The 18,246-nt window shown below is 34.8% G+C and carries 10 protein-coding genes and 1 pseudogene; 9 read left to right on the top strand and 2 right to left on the bottom strand.

Going from position 1 to position 18,246, the window contains the following annotated elements:
* Positions 1–7 precede the first annotated feature (7 nt).
* The 8 genes and pseudogenes from GJV77_RS02635 (at position 8) to GJV77_RS02600 (ending at position 12,653) form a co-directional block, all read left to right on the top strand.
* Positions 8–1,522, top strand: a complete 1,515-nt coding sequence (locus GJV77_RS02635) for a RagB/SusD family nutrient uptake outer membrane protein (RefSeq protein ID WP_155034802.1) — start codon at positions 8–10, stop codon at positions 1,520–1,522.
* 325 nt (positions 1,523–1,847) lie between these two features.
* Positions 1,848–4,967, top strand: a complete 3,120-nt coding sequence (locus GJV77_RS02630) for a SusC/RagA family TonB-linked outer membrane protein (RefSeq protein ID WP_155034801.1) — start codon at positions 1,848–1,850, stop codon at positions 4,965–4,967.
* 8 nt (positions 4,968–4,975) lie between these two features.
* Positions 4,976–6,652: a SusD/RagB family nutrient-binding outer membrane lipoprotein gene (locus tag GJV77_RS02625; RefSeq protein ID WP_155034800.1), complete on the top strand. Its 1,677-nt coding sequence runs from the start codon at positions 4,976–4,978 to the stop codon at positions 6,650–6,652.
* A gap of 203 nt (positions 6,653–6,855) precedes the next feature.
* Positions 6,856–8,826, top strand: a complete 1,971-nt coding sequence (locus GJV77_RS02620; protein ID WP_155034799.1) for a putative porin — start codon at positions 6,856–6,858, stop codon at positions 8,824–8,826.
* Positions 8,827–9,009: 183 nt separating this feature from the next.
* Positions 9,010–10,294, top strand: a pseudogene (locus GJV77_RS02615) (DUF2851 family protein).
* Between the two features lie 36 nt (positions 10,295–10,330).
* The gene (locus GJV77_RS02610) at positions 10,331–10,552 is read left to right on the top strand and encodes a PspC domain-containing protein (RefSeq protein WP_155034798.1); all 222 of its coding nucleotides are present in this window, start codon (positions 10,331–10,333) and stop codon (positions 10,550–10,552) included.
* Positions 10,553–10,599: 47 nt separating this feature from the next.
* Positions 10,600–11,499: a ComEA family DNA-binding protein gene (locus tag GJV77_RS02605; RefSeq protein WP_155034797.1), complete on the top strand. Its 900-nt coding sequence runs from the start codon at positions 10,600–10,602 to the stop codon at positions 11,497–11,499.
* A gap of 11 nt (positions 11,500–11,510) precedes the next feature.
* Entirely contained in the window at positions 11,511–12,653 is a 1,143-nt protein-coding gene (locus tag GJV77_RS02600) for an acyl-CoA dehydrogenase family protein (protein WP_155034796.1), read from the top strand.
* Positions 12,654–12,683: 30 nt separating this feature from the next.
* Here the strand turns inward: GJV77_RS02600 and GJV77_RS02595 are convergent, their stop codons facing one another.
* A complete protein-coding gene (locus tag GJV77_RS02595) occupies positions 12,684–13,862 on the bottom strand; it encodes a cation:dicarboxylate symporter family transporter (protein ID WP_155034795.1) in 1,179 nt (392 codons plus the stop codon).
* Positions 13,863–13,912: 50 nt separating this feature from the next.
* Complete coding sequence (locus tag GJV77_RS02590) at positions 13,913–15,067, bottom strand: dicarboxylate/amino acid:cation symporter (RefSeq protein WP_155034794.1); 1,155 nt, start codon at positions 15,065–15,067, stop codon at positions 13,913–13,915.
* A 1,030-nt stretch (positions 15,068–16,097) separates the two neighbouring features.
* Here GJV77_RS02590 and GJV77_RS02585 point away from each other — a divergent pair.
* On the top strand, positions 16,098–18,230 hold the full coding sequence (locus tag GJV77_RS02585) for a TonB-dependent receptor (RefSeq protein WP_155034793.1): 2,133 nt from the start codon (positions 16,098–16,100) through the stop codon (positions 18,228–18,230).
* Positions 18,231–18,246 lie beyond the last annotated feature (16 nt).

Raw genomic sequence — 18,246 nt, 5'->3', positions numbered from 1 at the left:
TTACGACATGAAAAAAGTATTAATGATAGCTTTAGCAGCTGGAATGTTGTTTGGAGCGTGTTCAAAAGATTATTTAGAAAAACAGCCAACAGAGTTTATTTCAAAAACTGATATTGACGGGGTGTCTGAGAATTCACCGCATTTAGCTGTTGCGACTTTAAATGGATTGTATGCTTTGAATGTAAAAGCTAAAGCAGCAAGAACAACAAAGCACGATGATTTTGGTCAAAAAGGTATTGATGTATATACAGATATGTTATCGGGAGATATGAATCTTAATAAAGCTACATATGGTTGGTATTCTGGAATTGCAGATTTGACTGATGTAAGAGATTTTACTAGTCCTGAAACTTTAGTGCCTTGGAGATTTTACTATACCATGGTTCGTGGAGCAAATAATGTAATATCTTCATATGCAGTAAAAGAAGAAACAGGAAGTTTGACAAATGAAGATAAAAAAGTATTAGCAGAAGCTAAATCATTAAGAGCTTACTTTTATTATAATTTAGTGATGCTATATACACAAGGTTATGCAGCAAATGAAAAGGTATTGCCGGTCTATAAAGAGGCTAGTTTATCAAATATGCCTGCTAAACCGACACAAGAAGTATTTGAATTAATGGAGGAGGATCTGGCTTCTGCATTAAAATTATATGAAGAGTCTGGTAGTACTGCCAAAGGTGTTAATGTTACCTATCCTGTTGCTCAGAGTATTTACGCTTATGTTTTAGCTGCAAAAGGTACACCTGATGCATTAGTTAAAGCAGCAGAATTGTCTAAGAATGTAATTGATAATAGTGGAGCTAATTTAGCTTCTAAAGAAGTTTTACTAGGAGGTTTTAACAAAATAGCGTCGAACCCTAACTGGTTATGGGCAGCGCCATTAACTACTGAAAACAGTTTAGATCTTATTTCATGGTGGGGTCAAATTGATGTATTTACTTATAGCTATGCATCTGTTGGTGATACAAAAGGAATGAATAAAGAATTGTATGAATCAATTCCTGCTAACGATGTGCGTAAAAATCAGTTTGAAGTTAATAAAATTACTGATGCATCTGGTGAATTAGCTGAGTTTGGAGAGAGAGCAATTCTTCCGGTTAATAAATTCTACGCTAGTCTTGGTAAATACTTTCAAGGAATGCGTATTATTGAGTCTGATTATGTATTTATGCGTATAGAAGAAATGTATCTTTTAAATGCAGAAGTTAATGCTAGAAGTGGAAATGAAGGTGAGGCAAAAACTATATTGAAGAAGTTCTTAGAAATTCGTTTAGATGATGTCACTTATATCGATGCACTTAGTGGACAAGCTTTGAAAGATGAGATTTTGAAACAAACTCGAATTGAGTTCTGGGGAGAAGGAAAAGTGTATGCTGCTATAAAACGTAATAATGCTAAGTTTAATTACGGTTCTAATCATTTATATCATGCTAACCAGAGTTTTGATAGTAATAACCCTGATTTAACTTTTAAAGTTCCTCAGTTAGAGCTTTTAAATAATCCTGTATACAATAATTAGTTTATATAATAATTATTCATATGAAGGGACTGTCTCACGAAGACAGTCCTTTTTTTTTTGAGTATAAACAATTGTCTCTTTTAAGAATGTAATAGTCTTTATCGCTTAGTTTTGAAGTGTTAATAATTTAAGTTTCGAATACTTATTTTTGTTTTTAATTTTTATTATTTGTGTTGTTTTAGGTTTGTTTATTTGTGTTGTATGTTGTTTTTAGTTACTTGTGTTGGTTATTTGTTACTTGTAAAAGTATTTTTTCTTAATTAAAACTTAAATATTTGATTTTTTTTTATTAGGTTTGTTTCACTAACTAATCAATAATTATATAATGAAATCAAAGTTAAATTGGATTTTTATGTGTGTCCTTACTTTGTGCGTTCAAGTTGGTTTTGCTCAAAGCAAGACTTTAACTGGGGTCGTATCTGAGTCAGGATTACCATTGCCGGGTGTTTCTGTGATTTTACAAGGTACTTCTGAGGGAACTCAAACAGACCTTGACGGAAACTATTCCTTAAATGTGAAAGCAGGTGATAAAGTTGTTTTCTCGTTTATTGGAATGAAAGATGTAGTTTACACTGTTGGTAGCGCTGCTACACACAATGTATTGATGACTACAGATGATGCTATGCTTGATGAAGTTGTAGTAACAGCTTTAGGTATTAAGCGTGACAAAAAGAAATTAGGTTATTCTTCTCAAGAAGTAAAAGGAGATAATCTTTCTAGTGCTGGACAAAGTAATGCGGTTAATGCATTATCTGGTAACGTTGCTGGTTTGCAAGTGACTGCTCCGTCTTCTATGGGTGGATCTAACCGTATTGTATTGCGTGGTATTAAGTCTGTTACAGGTAACAATCAACCATTAATCGTAATTGATGGAGTGCCTTTAGATAACTCAAACTTCGGTGATACTGATATGCAAAGAGGAGCTGGGGGTCGAGATTATGGAGATACCTCTGCAGATATCAACCCAGATGATATTGAGTCAGTAACTGTACTTAAGGGAGGACCTGCTTCTGCTCTTTACGGAAATAGAGGAGGTAATGGGGTTATCCTTTATACTACTAAATCTGCTAAAAACGGTAGAACAGATATCGAAGTTAATACAGGTATTACATTTGAAAATGTTTATATCATGCCAGAGCTACAGACACTTTATGGTGGTGGATCTTCATCTACGTTACCAACAACTGTTATCAACGGTCAAACGTATAATATCGCTGAATATCGTGTAGATGAAAGCTGGGGGCCAAAGTTTGATGGTACACCTTACTTACCATGGTCTGCATTTGACCCTGAATTTGCTGATGAGTATTTAAAAACTAAGCCTTGGTCTAAGTCTAGCAATGATGTAAGAGATTTCTTTAATACAGGTGTTTCTCACAAACAATCGGTATCTATTGCTAAATCATTTAAAGAAAGTAATGTAAGAATGTCCTTCAATAATAATGTTACTGAAGGTATTGTTCCAAATTCTAAATTACAGCGTAATAATTTTGCACTTAGCGCATCTACAATGTTAAGTGATAAATTGAAGGCGGAAGCTAATTTCAACTATGTTTATACGAAAGGATTTAATCGTCCAGAGGTTGGATATGGTGATAACTCTCTTTCTCAAAAGTTCTTCCAATGGGGACAAAGACAGTTAGACTACGAAGCATTAAAGAATTACAAAAAATCTGATGGTTCTCAACGTTCTTGGAATAGAAAGTCTGTTGAAGATGGAACACCAGCTTATTCTGATAACCCGTATTGGGTAATCAATGAAAATACGTCAACAGATATTCGTAACAGAACATTTGGTAATGTGAAGTTGACTTATAATTTTACGGATAATTTATATGCTGTGGGTACGGTTTACGGTGATCGCTATAGTTTTAACGTTGAAGAGCGTGTAGCTGTAGGTTCACAAGCTGAATCTAAATATTCAATTATGAAGCGCAACGTGTCTGAGTACAACTATGAAGGACGTGTGCACTATGATAACTACTTTGGTGATTTTGGTGTGAATGCCTTTGTGGGGGTTAATCGTAGCGAAAAGCGTAGAGATTATGTATTTGGTACTTCTGTAGGAGGACTTATTTTACCAGATCTTTATAATTTATCAAATAGTGCAGCTCCAGCGAAAGCAAGTAATAATAAAACACACTCTAGAACGAACAGTATCTTTGGATCTGTTTCAGTTAACTATAAAGAGTTTTTATTCTTAGAAGCTACTGGTCGTACAGATTGGTTTTCTACAGTAAAGAAATCAGTAACTTACCCTTCTGTTACAGGAACATTTATTTTCTCGCAACTTACTCCAGAGCTTGATTGGTTAAGTTTTGGTAAGTTGAGATTAGGATGGGCTCAAGTAGGTAATGATACAGAGGCTTATAGAACTGCTGATTATTACAATATAGATAATCCATTCTTAGGAGATCCTGTGTATTCATTAAGCGCTACAGCTAATAATCCAGATTTAAAGCCTGAAATGATGACTACGAAAGAAATCGGTTTAGAGGCTGCATTCTTACAAAATAGAGTAGGATTTGAAGTGTCTTATTATCAAATTGATACAAAAGACTTGATTACTCGTGTACAATATGATGCAGGTACAGGTTATGCTTATCGTTGGATGAATGCTGGAGATATGAAGAATAAGGGTATCGAGGCTACAATAAATTTAGCGCCAATACGTACAGAAGATTTCTCATGGGATATTTCTTGGAACTTCGCTAAAAATAAAAATGAGCTGACAAGATTAGCAGATGGAGTTGAGTCTGTAGAAATAACTAGAGCTCCTTTCCAAGTTTCTTTACAAGGGAAAATTGGCGAGACTTATGGTCAGATTTATGGTACAGACTATCAAAGAGATGCTAATGGAAATAAGATTATAGGTGAAAATGGTCTGTACAAGGCTACTGGAATTCAAGCTTTAGGATCTTATTTACCGGACTACAATATGGGTATTCGCAATAGTTTTAGATATAAAAACTTCAACTTAGGTGTGTTAATTGATATGCAAAAAGGTGGTAAGTACTTCTCTACATCTCATATGTTTGGTATGTATTCAGGTATGTTAGAAGCATCTGCTGCTAATAATATACGTGAAGAAGGTTTGATTTTAGACGGAGTGAAAGAAGATGGTACTAAGAATGATGTAGTAGTGTCTGGTCAAGATTGGGCGCAAGCACACTATGGTGGAGTAGATGCTCAGAACGTTTTTGATGCTGACTACGTAAAATTGAGAGAAGTTAGTTTGGGGTATGATTTACCTAAAAAATGGATTGGACCATTCAAAGGAATTACTTTATCAGCATATGCTCGTAATTTATTTACTTGGGGCTTAGACTGGAAAGGTATGGATCCTGAAATGGCTTCTTATGGAAGTGGAAATATCCAAGCAATTGAAGGGGCTTCTTTGCCTTCTACAAGAACTTATGGAATGAATGTTAAATTTAAATTCTAGAACATCTTATGAAAAAGTACATATATAGAATGTCTTTTATTGCATGTATACTTGCATTTGTAAGTTGTGATAAAGACTTAGAGGATATAAATATTGATCCAAATAAACCAACGGAAGTATTGACTGGGGGGATATTTAATGGAGCAAATAAGAATTTATTGACAGATACTCGTGGAGGTTTTCCTTCAGGACGTATGGCATTGCCATGGGTACAGTATTCTGCACAACGTAATTATACTGAAGAAGATAGATATCAATTTAGATCTGGTGTTAATAACAGTTTGTATCGCGATATTTTCTTAGCTGCTAAAGCTTATAAGGATATTGCTGATTTCGTTAGTAACCCTGATAATGCTGCAAAAGCGGCGACTTTAGGCCACGTGGAAAATCAACTAGCTGCTGCTAGGATTATGTTGGTATATTCTCAACTTCAAAACCTTGAGATTTACGGGGATATTCCATATTACTCTTTTGGTTCTGATGATCCAGATTTTCAAGGAATGACTTTGGGGACAGCTAATGAAATTACAACACCAAAGTTTGCTTCGCAAGAAAAGATTTATATGGATATGTTGAATGAATTGAAAGAGGCTACAGCTTCAATTGAAACTTCAGCTATTATCTTTAATACGGGTGATCATCTATTTAAATCTGGTGAGAAGCTTAAACGTTTTGGTAATTCATTGATGCTGAAGATTGCAAATCGTGTTAGTAAAGTATTGCCAGAAGCTAAACCTTATATTGATTTAGCAATTAATGGAGGTGTGATGCAATCAAATGATGATACTGTAGGACAGATTTTCCAAAATGATCGTGTGAATCCAGCACCGTGGTACACTGCGGCTTTTATCGAGAATCGTAATGATTTTATGCCAACTGTAACTTTTGTAGAATTGCTAAAAGGTGAAAATACGAAAGCAGGGGTTGCTAACCCATTTTTTGGACAAGTGGATCCTCGTTTGTTTAGAATGGTTGCTCCTAAAACACAATTAGTTAAGGATCCAGCAGATGGGCAAGTAAAAGAAACTAAAGTACGTTTTACTTATCATCCAGCTTTAGCGCATGTTCCAAGTATTCAAATGAATAATTACGTAGATCGCGATGCATCTTTCTATACAGGTTTGCCAATTGGAATTCCAGGGTCGATGACAGGAAGTCAAGTAGGTGCAGCTTCTCAGTTTAGTGGTGATGTTTACAAAGCAGATTATACTGAAATATTGATGGAGTATGCAGAGGTAGAGTTTTTATTATCTGAGGTTAAAGGATGGGATCAAGGTCATTATATCAAAGGTATTGAAGCCTCTATGCAAAGATGGAAAGTGGCTCAACCTGCAATAGATGCTTTTGTTGCAGCTGTAGCTCCTGCAAATGAAGAGACTGTAATGACGCAGAAGTACATTGCTCTTTATATGCAACCTTATGAAGCTTGGGCAGAATATAGGAGAACAAAATTACCTCGTACTTTATTGTTGCCAGGTGAGAGTCATGATTTGATTGCGCCAGGCCCTAACGGTGAAACATCTTATGTGTTTAAGCCAACTCCTTCAGTAGATTATTTAACGAATTTACCAGAGCGTATTACTTATCCATTGGATTTAGATCTTGTTAATAAAGATAACAAAGAGGCTGCTGCTGCTCGTATGGGTGGTGATAAAATGGATGTGAAATTAATATGGGCTAAATAGTAGAAAGCTATATAATTGATATATTTAATTTTTTAGAGGGTGCCTTAGGGTACCCTCTTTTTATGTATATTAGTTAACTTCTATTAGTTTTTCATTTAAGTGTTCTTTCTACGGTATTTGCCTTTACAATTCTTTGTTGCTTAGTGCATTCTAAGATTTATATAATCAAAAAATAAATTTACCTTTGTCCAAATTAACTTTGTATGTATAGATTATTTGCTTTGATTGCTTTCTTCTGCTGTTTGAATGTGCAAGCCCAGTTTTTACAAGCTGAAAATGCTCAAATAGCCGAGGGAGCTTCCAATGATACTGAGCGTAAAAGTTTACGTTTAGGTGCTCAAAAAGATTCCGTAGCTCCAATTATAGATTATAAGATTATTTCAATTCGAAAAGACACGATTGTGGTGGATACTGCATTAAGTGTGAAGAAGTTTTATACTTTTAATTATCTTCGAAAAGATGAGTTTGGATTATTGCCTTTTAATAATGAAGGACAAGTTTACAATGTTCTAAAGTTTAATACAAAAGTAAATCAATCTCTTCCTGACTTTGGTTTTCAGGCAAGACAAGTTGGTTATTTACAAGTTGAGGATATAAAGTATTATCATGTTCCTACGCCATACACAGATTTGTATTATAAGTCTGTTATGAAACAAGGGCAGAATTTAGATGCATTTATAACAATGAATACAAGTGAAAATTTTAACTTCTCTATTGCTTATAAAGGATTGCGTTCGATAGGGAAGTACATTAACCAACTTACTTCAAGTGGTAATTTTAGGTTAGGTACTAGTTATCATTCTCCTAATAAACGTTATCTGATGCGCTCGCATTTCACTATTCAGGATATCAAGAATGAAGAGAATGGAGGGATTAGAGATCTTGATCTTTTTGAATCGTCTGTTAAACCATACAACAAGCGAGAGCGTCTAAATGTTTTTTTTAGAGATGCTTCTACGATGTTGAAGGGAAAGCGTTTTTATTGGAATCATGAATACCAATTAAACAAATCAGTAGCTAATGGTCTTTTATTAACACATGTATTCATGTATGAGGATAAGTTTTATGAGTTTACTCAAGCTAATATTCTTAATCCTGAATATGATCAAACTCCTAGATTTGGTAATGCATTCCAAAGTTCTATAAGTAATAAGACGCGTTATGCTAATGTTTATAATCGCATAGGAGCTGCTTATCAGTCAGATCTATTGGGACGTTTTGAGTTTTTTACTGAATTCAATCGATATGAGTACAATTACAAAAGTATTGCTCATATTGGTGATCAAGTTATTCCAGATGCTATTAATAGAAGTATTACTCTTTTAGGTGGGAAATACAGTTACAATAAAGACAACTGGAAGGCTGGGCTTCTTGTAAGTCGTTCCTTGGGTAATGATGATACAAGTACGATAAAAGCAGATATACGTTATAAGCTTGCTGATAATATTGGTTTAGTTATCTCTTATCAGAACTTAAGTAAACTTGGTAACTTAAGTTATTATCTATATCAAAGTGATTATGTTGCCTATAACTGGAGGAATGACTTTAAAAATGAAAAAATCAATCAATTTGATGCTACTCTGAATACGCCTTGGGTGACTTTATCGGGTAGTTACGCTGTTCTGAATGATAAACTTTATTTCTCTAATGATTCTACTGCAGAGTATTCTGAATTTGGAATACCGAGTCAAGTCTTAGTTTCTCCAAAACAATATGGAAACACCATTAATTACTTTTCTCTTCAAGCCGCTAAAGATTTTAAGTTGGGTAAATTTGGGTTAGATAATACTGTGTTGTATCAAAATGTAGATCAAAGTGATAATATTGTAAATGTGCCTAGTTTTGTAACGCGTAACACGCTTCATTTTACAGATGCTTTTTTTGATAAGGCACTGAAATTCCAAACAGGAATTACTTTTAAATATTTTACAGAATATTACGGAGACGACTATAACCCTTTGCTAGGGGACTTTTATGTTCAAGATAAAGTGAAGATTGGTAATTATCCTGTCTTTGATTTCTTTATTAATATGAAAGTGAGAACTGCTCGTATCTATTTAATTTTAGAACATTTTAATAGCGGTATGACAGGCTATAAATATTATAGTGCTCCCAATACACCTTACAGAGATATGACATTTAGGTTTGGTTTAGTGTGGAATTTCTTTAGTTAAGATATTTTTTATGATCATAGGTGTTCAATTTGAACACCTTTTTTATTGTTTGTTTTCTTATCAAATTGGGATAGTAATGTTTGATTGTTATTGTATGATTGGTTAAGTTTTTGTGCTTTTATAGTAGTCTAGTAATTTTTTTACTAGGGCTATGGATAACTAAATAAACTTAGACGCAATTGTATGAGGGAGTCTTTTTTACACTATGTATGGTACCATCAGTTATTTATAAAGGGAAAACAGCTATATACAGTTGATGCTGAATCAGTACGGATTGTGCGCGTGGGTACTTTTACAGGATTAGAAGGGCCTGATTTTTTTAATGCTCAGATCTATCTTGGGCAACAACTATGGGCAGGAAATGTAGAGATTCACCTTAATTCTTCTGATTGGTATGCTCACCAGCATGAAAGAGATGTTCGGTATGATAGTGTTATACTTCATGTCGTATGGGAAAATGATACTCCTGTTTTGCGTTCCAATGGTAGTCAGATTCCAACAATAGAGATTAGAGATTATGTCAGTGAGGAGGTTCTGGCTAATTATCAAAAATTAGTTCTACCTAAGCAATATCTATTTTGCGAAGACCGCTTATTAAGTGTTGGAGAGATGACTTGGTTGCAATGGAAAGAGCGTCTTTTCTTTGAACGATTAGAAGATAAAATAAATCCAATCTATGAGATGTTAGCTAAGACAAAGAATCACTAGGCACAGGTGTTTTTTTGCTATTTAGCACGTAGTTTTGGTGCCAGTGCAAATGGCGCTTTCTTTTTTAGAGCCTTTAGCTCTTTGCCTATAGAAGTTGTATTGAAGCATGCTCATTCTCTTATTCAACTGGAAGCATTGTTTCTTGGGGTTGTTGGTTTATTAGACCATCAAGAATAGTCGTGCGACAATTATGTAAAGGAATTATCTGCGGAGTGGAAGTTTCTTAAACACAAACACAATTTGTTAGCATTAGACTCGTCTTCATTACGGTATTTCCAATTGAGACCCCCAAATTTTCCTACTATTCGGATAGCTCAACTTGCAAAATTGTTTTTCAAGGCTGGTGATCAGTTGGTTGTTTTATACCAACATCAACTTACATTAGCTTCAACTTACGAGCTTTTTGATGTGCTTGCTAGTAATTATTGGGATACTCATTATGTTTTGTAAGGATTCTAAAAAGTCTCCCAAAAAGCTTTCTAAAGCATTTGTTGATATTCTGATTCTAAACGCTATTATTCCTTTTCAATTCGCATACCATAGACGGTTTGTAACTGATGACTCTTCTATAAACGATTATTTGCTTATGTTAGTAACTCGGTTAAATTCTGAAAAGAATAGTATCGTTGCACTATTCTCTTCTTTAGGTGTACAATGTGAACATGCAATGGATAGTCAGGCTTTATTACAACTAAAAAAAGAGTATTGTGATCAGCAAAGGTGTTTATCGTGTACTATTGGTAAGCGATTAATGAAATGATTTTGTAATTTTGTACAATAGCAAGTACAAGAGGATATGATAAATAGAATAAGATATTTTTTTGAAAAACATGGATTTCAAGTTTCTTCCCGTATAGGTGACCGATTAGGGATTAAGGCAATGCGCATTCGTTTGTTGTTTATCTATTTGTCATTTTTTACGTTGGGATTAACGTTTCCAATCTACTTAACACTAGCTTTTATGGCTAAGATTAAAGATTTGATTTACACAAAGCGTTCGTCTGTTTTTGATCTTTAAATTGCTTTTTTTAGCGTATAGTCGTTGAGTGAACTAATTCTTTTTGTATGTTTGAAGCTCAACATAAAAAGTGGTTTTACTACTCTAAGACCCAACGCAGAGGTCTAGTTATTTTTGATTGCATATTTTTATTACTTCAAGGTGTTTTTTTTTATAACCACTATCGTTTTAATAATTCTTCATCAGTAACTCAATTACTTGAGTTAAATGAATCAGAAATAAGTTTGTATGAGAAGCGAATGGATAGTCTTGCGCTACTTGCTCAAAAGCGGAGTGATACTATTTATCCTTTTAACCCTAATTTTATTTCTGACTATAAAGGCTTTACGCTGGGAACGTCAGTTGATGAGATTGACCGTTTACACGCCTTTAGAGCATTGAATAAATACGTGAATTCTGCTAAAGGGTTTCAACAATTAACTAAAGTGTTTGATGAATGGTTGGCAAAATATAGTCGCTATTTTAAGTTTCCTGATTGGGTTGATAATCCAAAGCGCTATACTAAGTCTCAAGGTTATCCGGTGATCAAAGAGAAGGATATAGTGCCTAGTTGTATTAATAGTGCCACGGTAGATGATCTACAAAAAATTCGAGGGATAGGTCCTTACTATGCGGAAAAGATTATTAAGGATCGCGAGAAGTATGGAGGATATGTTCATATGGATCAGCTGAAGTTTGTCTATGGATTGAAGGATGAAGTACTTGAGCAATTGTATTTGCACTATAAAGTTTTTAGTCCTCCCCAAGTGATTCAAATGAATGTTAATAAAGCTTCTATCAATGAGTTAAAAACACTTCCGTATCTTAATTATTATATTGCTAGAGAAATTGTTAAATATAGAAGTATGAACGAAGATATTTTAAATAAGGAACAATTAAAACAAATTGAAAACTTCCCACTTGACAAAATAGATATAATTAGTTTATATTTGGATTTCACGAATTAAATCTATTAACCATGAATTTTGAATACAATGAGACGCAAGCTATGATTGCGCAATCTATAAGAGACTTTTCAGAACAACATATTCGTCCTTTTATTATGGAATGGGACGAGGCTCAAATTTTCCCTGTTGACTTATTTAAGAAGTTAGGAGAAATGGGATATATGGGCGTTCTGGTTCCTGAAGAGTACGGAGGATCAGGGTTAGGGTACCACGAATATATTACAATTGTTGAAGAGATCTCTAAAGTGGATTCGTCAATTGGTCTATCTGTTGCAGCACATAATTCGCTTTGTACTAATCACATTTTATCTTTTGCTAATGACGAACAAAAGAAAAGATGGTTGCCAAAGCTAGCTACGGGTGAGTGGATAGGTGCTTGGGGATTGACAGAGCACAATACTGGTTCTGATGCTGGAGGTATGAGTACTACTGCTGTGAAAGATGGTGATCATTGGATCTTGAACGGAGCTAAGAACTTTATTACCCATGCTATTTCTGGTAATGTAGCTGTAGTTATAGTTCGCACTGGTGAGAAAGGTGATTCTCATGGTATGACTGCTTTTGTAGTAGAAAAGGGAACTCCTGGGTTTTCTAGTGGTAAGAAGGAGAATAAATTAGGAATGCGTGCGTCTGAGACAGCAGAACTTATCTTTGACAACTGTCGCGTACCTGATGCTAACCGTTTAGGTGAAGTGGGGAGTGGGTTTATTCAAGCTATGAAAGTGCTAGATGGTGGACGTATTTCTATTGGTGCGTTGTCACTAGGTATCGCTAAAGGTGCTTATGAAGCGGCTCTTAAATATTCTAAAGAAAGAATACAGTTTGGTAAGCCAATTAGTGAATTTCAAGCTATCGGATTTAAATTAGCTGATATGGCGACTGAAATTGAATGTTCAGAGTTATTATTACATAAAGCTGCTTTCTTGAAAAACAACAATAAGCCGATGACTAAGATCGGTGCTATGGCTAAGATGTATGCGTCTGAAGTATGTGTGAAGGTTTCTACAGAAGCGATACAGATCCACGGTGGATATGGTTATACTAAGGATTTTCCTGTGGAGAAGTTCTTCCGTGATTCGAAGTTATGTACAATTGGAGAAGGAACAACGGAGATTCAAAAATTGGTTATTTCACGTAATATCTTAAAGGATTAATTAATATCATTTGTAAATATAGAAGGGGAACTAATTAGTTCCCCTTTTTTGTTGTCTTTCGTTAAATGTTGTTGCCATTAGGCTCAATGCACCATCTCCGACAATATTACACGCTGTTCCGAAGCTATCTTGCAATGCAAATATAGTGAGTACTAGTGCAATACCAGTATCATCAAATCCCAACATGGAGGTTATTAATCCCAGTGAAGCCATTAATGCACCACCAGGTACTCCAGGAGCACCCAAGGCAAATATTCCCAATAATAAGATAAAGAGGATTAGAGTCCCCACATCAGGTAGATACCCATAAATTACTAAGGATACGGTCATGACAAAAAAGGTTTCTGTAATCATAGCACCACACAAGTGAACATTTGAGAAAAAGGGTATAGTGAAATTAGTTATTTCAGGTTTTAGTATTTTACTCTTATTTGCTGACTGTAGGGCTATTCCTAATGTGGCTGCAGAAGACATTGTTCCTAGTGCAGTTAGATAAGTAGAGCCATAGTGCTTTAATACTTCCCATGAATTTTTTTTAGCGTATATTCCTGCTATGGTATAGAGAGTTATGATCCATACAATATGTGCTAGTATCACAATGACGATTACCATCAAGAAGATTGGTAGTTGTGATCGTATGGTTCCTACATAGCTTAGTAATGCAAAGTTGCAAGCTATATAGAGTGGTAATAGTGGGACGAGTATTTTGTTGACCAAGAGGAGTACAATCTCTTTGAAATGATCAAAAGCTATTTCTAGTGGTTTTGACTGTGTCCACAGAATACCTAGTCCAATCATTAGGGCTAAAACTAGGGAAGTCATCACATCAAATATTGGAGGGATATCTAGCTTGAATAGCATAGTAGGGAGTTCTTTTCCTAAGGATGCTGTGGTAGGTACGTCCAGCCAAGGAAGTATTGTGTATCCTAATGTTCCACTAAATAAACCTGCTCCTGTACTAGATAGATAGGCTATTAAGAGTGAAAATCCTATAATAGACGATGATTTTCTATCTAGTTTAGCAATTGAGGATACAATGAAGCCTAAAATAATTAAGGGTACTAAGAATAAAATTAGTTGCCCTAAGATATGTTTAGTTGATAGGATAACTTGTAGGATTCCTTCTCTTAGATAAGGGCCTAGGAGTAGGCCGAGAATGACACCTGTTAGTAATCGTACAATTGTATTGTTGGCTAATTTTTTCAGCATGATGTATAGCTATGAAAAAAGGGAAGATATACTCCTCCCTTTGTTTTTGTTTATTTTTCACTGTATTTGGTCACCATAAGACTTAGTGCTCCATCTCCAGCAATATTACATGCTGTACCAAAGCTGTCTTGTAGTGCAAATATGGTTAGTATAAGTGCGATTCCTGCGTCGTCAAAACCGAGCACAGAAGTAATAATTCCTAAAGAAGCCATTACCGTACCACCAGGGACACCTGGTGCGCCAATTGCAAATATACCCAGTAATACAATGAATAATATCATTGTACCAATGCTTGGGATAGTTCCGTATAAGACTTGAGATACGGTCATCACAAAGAATACTTCAGTCAATACTGATCCACATAAATGGATATTCGAAAAGAACGGTATGGTAAAATTTGATATTTCTGGTTTTAGGACTTTACTTTTATGGGCTGATGATAATGCCATACCTAAACTTGCTGCCGAAGACATTGTACCTACTGCAGTCAGATATGCTTGTGGGTAGTGCTTAATAACTTCCCAAGGGTTCTTTTTGGAATAAATACCAGCTATCGTGTATAAAAAACCTAACCAAACAAAGTGAGCAACTATAACTACTCCTAAGACAGTGATGAATACAGGTAGTTGTGATTGTATTGAGCCTTCATAACTCAGAAGAGCAAAGTTAGCAAGAATGTAGAATGGCAGTAAGGGGATTAATAGTTTATTGACTAATAGTAACACAATTTCTTTAAATGAGTCAAAGGCACGCTCTAACGGTTTTGACCCTGTCCACAAAATCCCAATCCCAATCATTAAGGCTAATGTCAATGAAGTCATCACTCCGAATACAGGTGGTATATTTAGCTTAAATAGCATTTCAGGAAGCTCCTTAAGTGTTTCAACGTCTTTCTCTATTTCTAAATAAGGAATGATGTTATATCCCAAAGCACTACTGAAAAAACCAGCCCCTACACTTGACATATAAGCGATAACAATGGCAAACCCAATGATTCCTGTGTGCTTTTTATCAAGTTTTGCTATAGAAGAAACGACAAATCCCAAGATGATAAGCGGTACTAAAAATAGAATAATCTGTCCAAGGATATGTCTAGTAGATAAGATTATTTGAAGTAACCCTTCAGTTAGATATGGACCTATTAATAACCCTATAATTACTCCCAGTAAAAGTCTTATTATTGTATTATTTAGAAATTTCTTCATAGGTGTATTTGTCTAATTTTGATGAATTTAATAAAATATTAGATGCAAAGGTAACTATTATCCTTGTTTTTTGCTTCTTTGTCTGTAAATATACCATCAATGTGGTAGTTTGGTTTTGAAGGATTCTTTTTTGAAGGATTCTAATGTGTTAGTCTAGTTTGTTCGTGATTTATATTCCACGAGAAATCTGTTGTGAGGAGAAGTACTCGGAGGCAATATAGTTAGGCATAAAGGATACCAGTTGAAGCGGTAGTTTTTGTGTTTGATTTTCTTTTTATTAATATTTAACGTAGAGTTCTTTTGTTTACTCCTTTAGACTTAGAGTGCAATTTATTGTTTTAGTATAGGTCAGATTGGTAAGTAAGTCTTGTGAATAAATAATTGTAATAATGGTGTTTTTTATTGTTCTCAAAACGCCTTAATTTTTCAATTAAAATATTCATTCAATAATTTCCGAACTATCAATGAAGTCAATGAATTCGAGTGATTGAAAAGGTTTGTACAAGTGTTGTTCGGACAACCTTCGGACGAAGTACTGAAAAATGAGGATCTTACCGAAGAAGATTCGAATAAATACTATATGAAGCTATATAAATACAGGGATTAGCTATGTTTTTGATAGCGAAACGAATGAAGTGAGTAAGGCAAAATGAGAGAATAAGCCCCCTTCTTATTGGTGTTTTTTACTTTAGTGACACAAATGTTTATCACTTTAAAAAGTATGTTTTTAAACCGTATTTATGTTGGATAACATATTGATATGTTTGTAACATATACAGTTTTTTATAGATTTTTTTGATTGCTTTTACAAATCCGCAAGAAGAAACAAACTTTACTATTATGGAGAGTCTAGTTTTGACTCCATCAAAGAAATTAGCCTAGTGATTAAATCTACTTTATCCGTAGGGCGTCAATCGTGAATTATTGATGCGTATTGCCGTTCATGTATATAAATCAACCGTTCGCGTATCTATTTTTTCAGGTAGTAGATAGCTGAGCTATGTTTGTTGTTAATAATATATAGTCTGTTATGAAAGCATTATTAAGTTTATTGTTATTACTTTTTTTCGGAGAATTACAAGCTCAGAAAATTACTTTATCGGGAACAGTGTTCGATGTAAAGAATAAGCCAATTGAAAATGTAAATGTGTATCTCAAAGATAGTTTTGAGGGAGTTTTGTCGGATGCAAATGGGCACTTCTCTTTTGTAGTAGAGGATACACTTATCAATGATGTCTTGGTTTTAATTCATCATGATTTTGAAGACATTGAGGAGGTAATCGTTACACGTGAAAGTTATCACAAGGATTTTGTGATGCTTGAGAAAGAGGGGCTTTTAGGAGAAATTATTATAAAGACAAAGAGTAAACGCAAAAGAGAGCGTGTAGAGAGTATTGATTTTAGTGCCATGGATGTTGTCAGTACGGCAGGCAGTCCTGGTAATATTGTAGGTGTGATTGGTACAATGCCTGGAGCTCAGGTAAATGGAGAAGATGGGCGGTTAATGATCAGAGGAGGTAAGGCTGACGAGAGTGGGATATATGTAAATGGGATAAGAGTTTTTGAGCCCTATACCGCAACAGTTGGTAATGTGCCAGTGAGATCTAAGTTTAATCCTTTTTTGTTTAAAGGGATGTCTTTCTTAGCAGGGGGATATAGTGCGGAGTTTGGAGAAGCACTATCTGGTGTATTGCAGTTAGATACAGCTGATGATATTGACGCATCACGTAAGGATGTTTCTATTTCTATTTTAGGTGGTAGTTTTGGGCAAACTCATCAGTGGGGAAAAAATTCTCTTTCTTATCATTTGAACTACCTTAACTTGGGAGCTTATACAGCATTAGTAAAACAGCGTTACGATAGTCAAAAGCCTTTTAGTACAGCCTCTGCAGAAGTTGTTTTTAAACGAGAACTTAAAGAAGGAGGGTATAAGCTTTATACAGCGATAGATTATTCTTCGATGGCTTATAGGCAAGAGATGTTGCCTAGTCAGCAAGTAGATACTTTAGCTCTTCAGTCTATGAATGTGTATTTGAATAGTTTATATTTCAAGCGGTTTTCTCCTTATTTGCGATTAGATGTCGGAACTGGTGTAGGGTATGTCGATTATACTGGAGATAAGAATGAGCGACATATAGGTAAAGAGCGTTGGGATTTGAGTCAAAAAATAAAGATGTCTTATCAATGGAATGGTAATTTGCGATCTTTTATTGGGGCAGATGTTCAGCTGGCGCAGCTAGACTTGACTAAAGGAATGAGGAGAGATTATGAAAATAGAAATTTTTATACCACTAGATTTGCATTGTTTTTTGAAAGTGATTGGAATTTAAGGAGTGGGTTTTCATTGAGAATGGGTGTGAGAGCAAATAAGTATTCGGCTATTTCAAATTGGACACTGGAGCCACGAACAATGCTAACTTTTCAGTTGAATGCAAAACAGCAGTTGTCGTTCTCATACGGGGTGTTTAATCAAGCAATGAATTTAGAACAAGGTATGAATGTGAAACAAGAAGACTGGATGCAGGCAAATCACTATATCCTTAATTATACTTATGAGTTTAAAAAGAGAATGCTAAGAGCTGAGGTGTTTTGTAAAGACTATAGTAAACTATTGTTAACTCCAATAGGTAAAACAAATGAGTATTCTCAATTGGGAGAAGGTTATGCGAAGGGATTCGATTTGTTCTGGAAAGACAATAGTACGTTTAAGAATTTTGAATATTGGATTACTTATACCTATATTGATTCTAAACGTAAAGAGATGTATTGGAACGAGTGGATACAGCCCTCCTATATAGCTAAGCACGACTTATCTGTAGTAACTAAGTATTGGATAGAACAATGGAAGTTACAAGTAAGTATGACTTATCATTATGCCACACCTCGCGAATTCTATGCTAAAAATGCAGCTGATAAGCTAATATATAAGAGTAGTGCGATTCATGACGTGAGTTTGAGTTGGGCTTATCTATTAAGTGCACAGAAGATACTATATGCTTCGGTAAATAATCTTTTAGGACGTCACCCTGTGTATGCCTATCAGTTTGCGCAACAAGGAGGACAACCGGATCAGATTAATGCTTCAGCAACGCGATTTGTGTATATAGGTTTTATGTGGACGATTAGTTCAAATAAGAAGTTAAATCAACTAGATAATTTGTAATAACGGTTGAGACATT

The sequence above is a fragment of the Myroides pelagicus genome (assembly GCF_009711055.1).
GTDB lineage: Bacteria > Bacteroidota > Bacteroidia > Flavobacteriales > Flavobacteriaceae > Flavobacterium > Flavobacterium pelagicum.
This window is presented reverse-complemented; position numbering and strand designations above follow the sequence as displayed.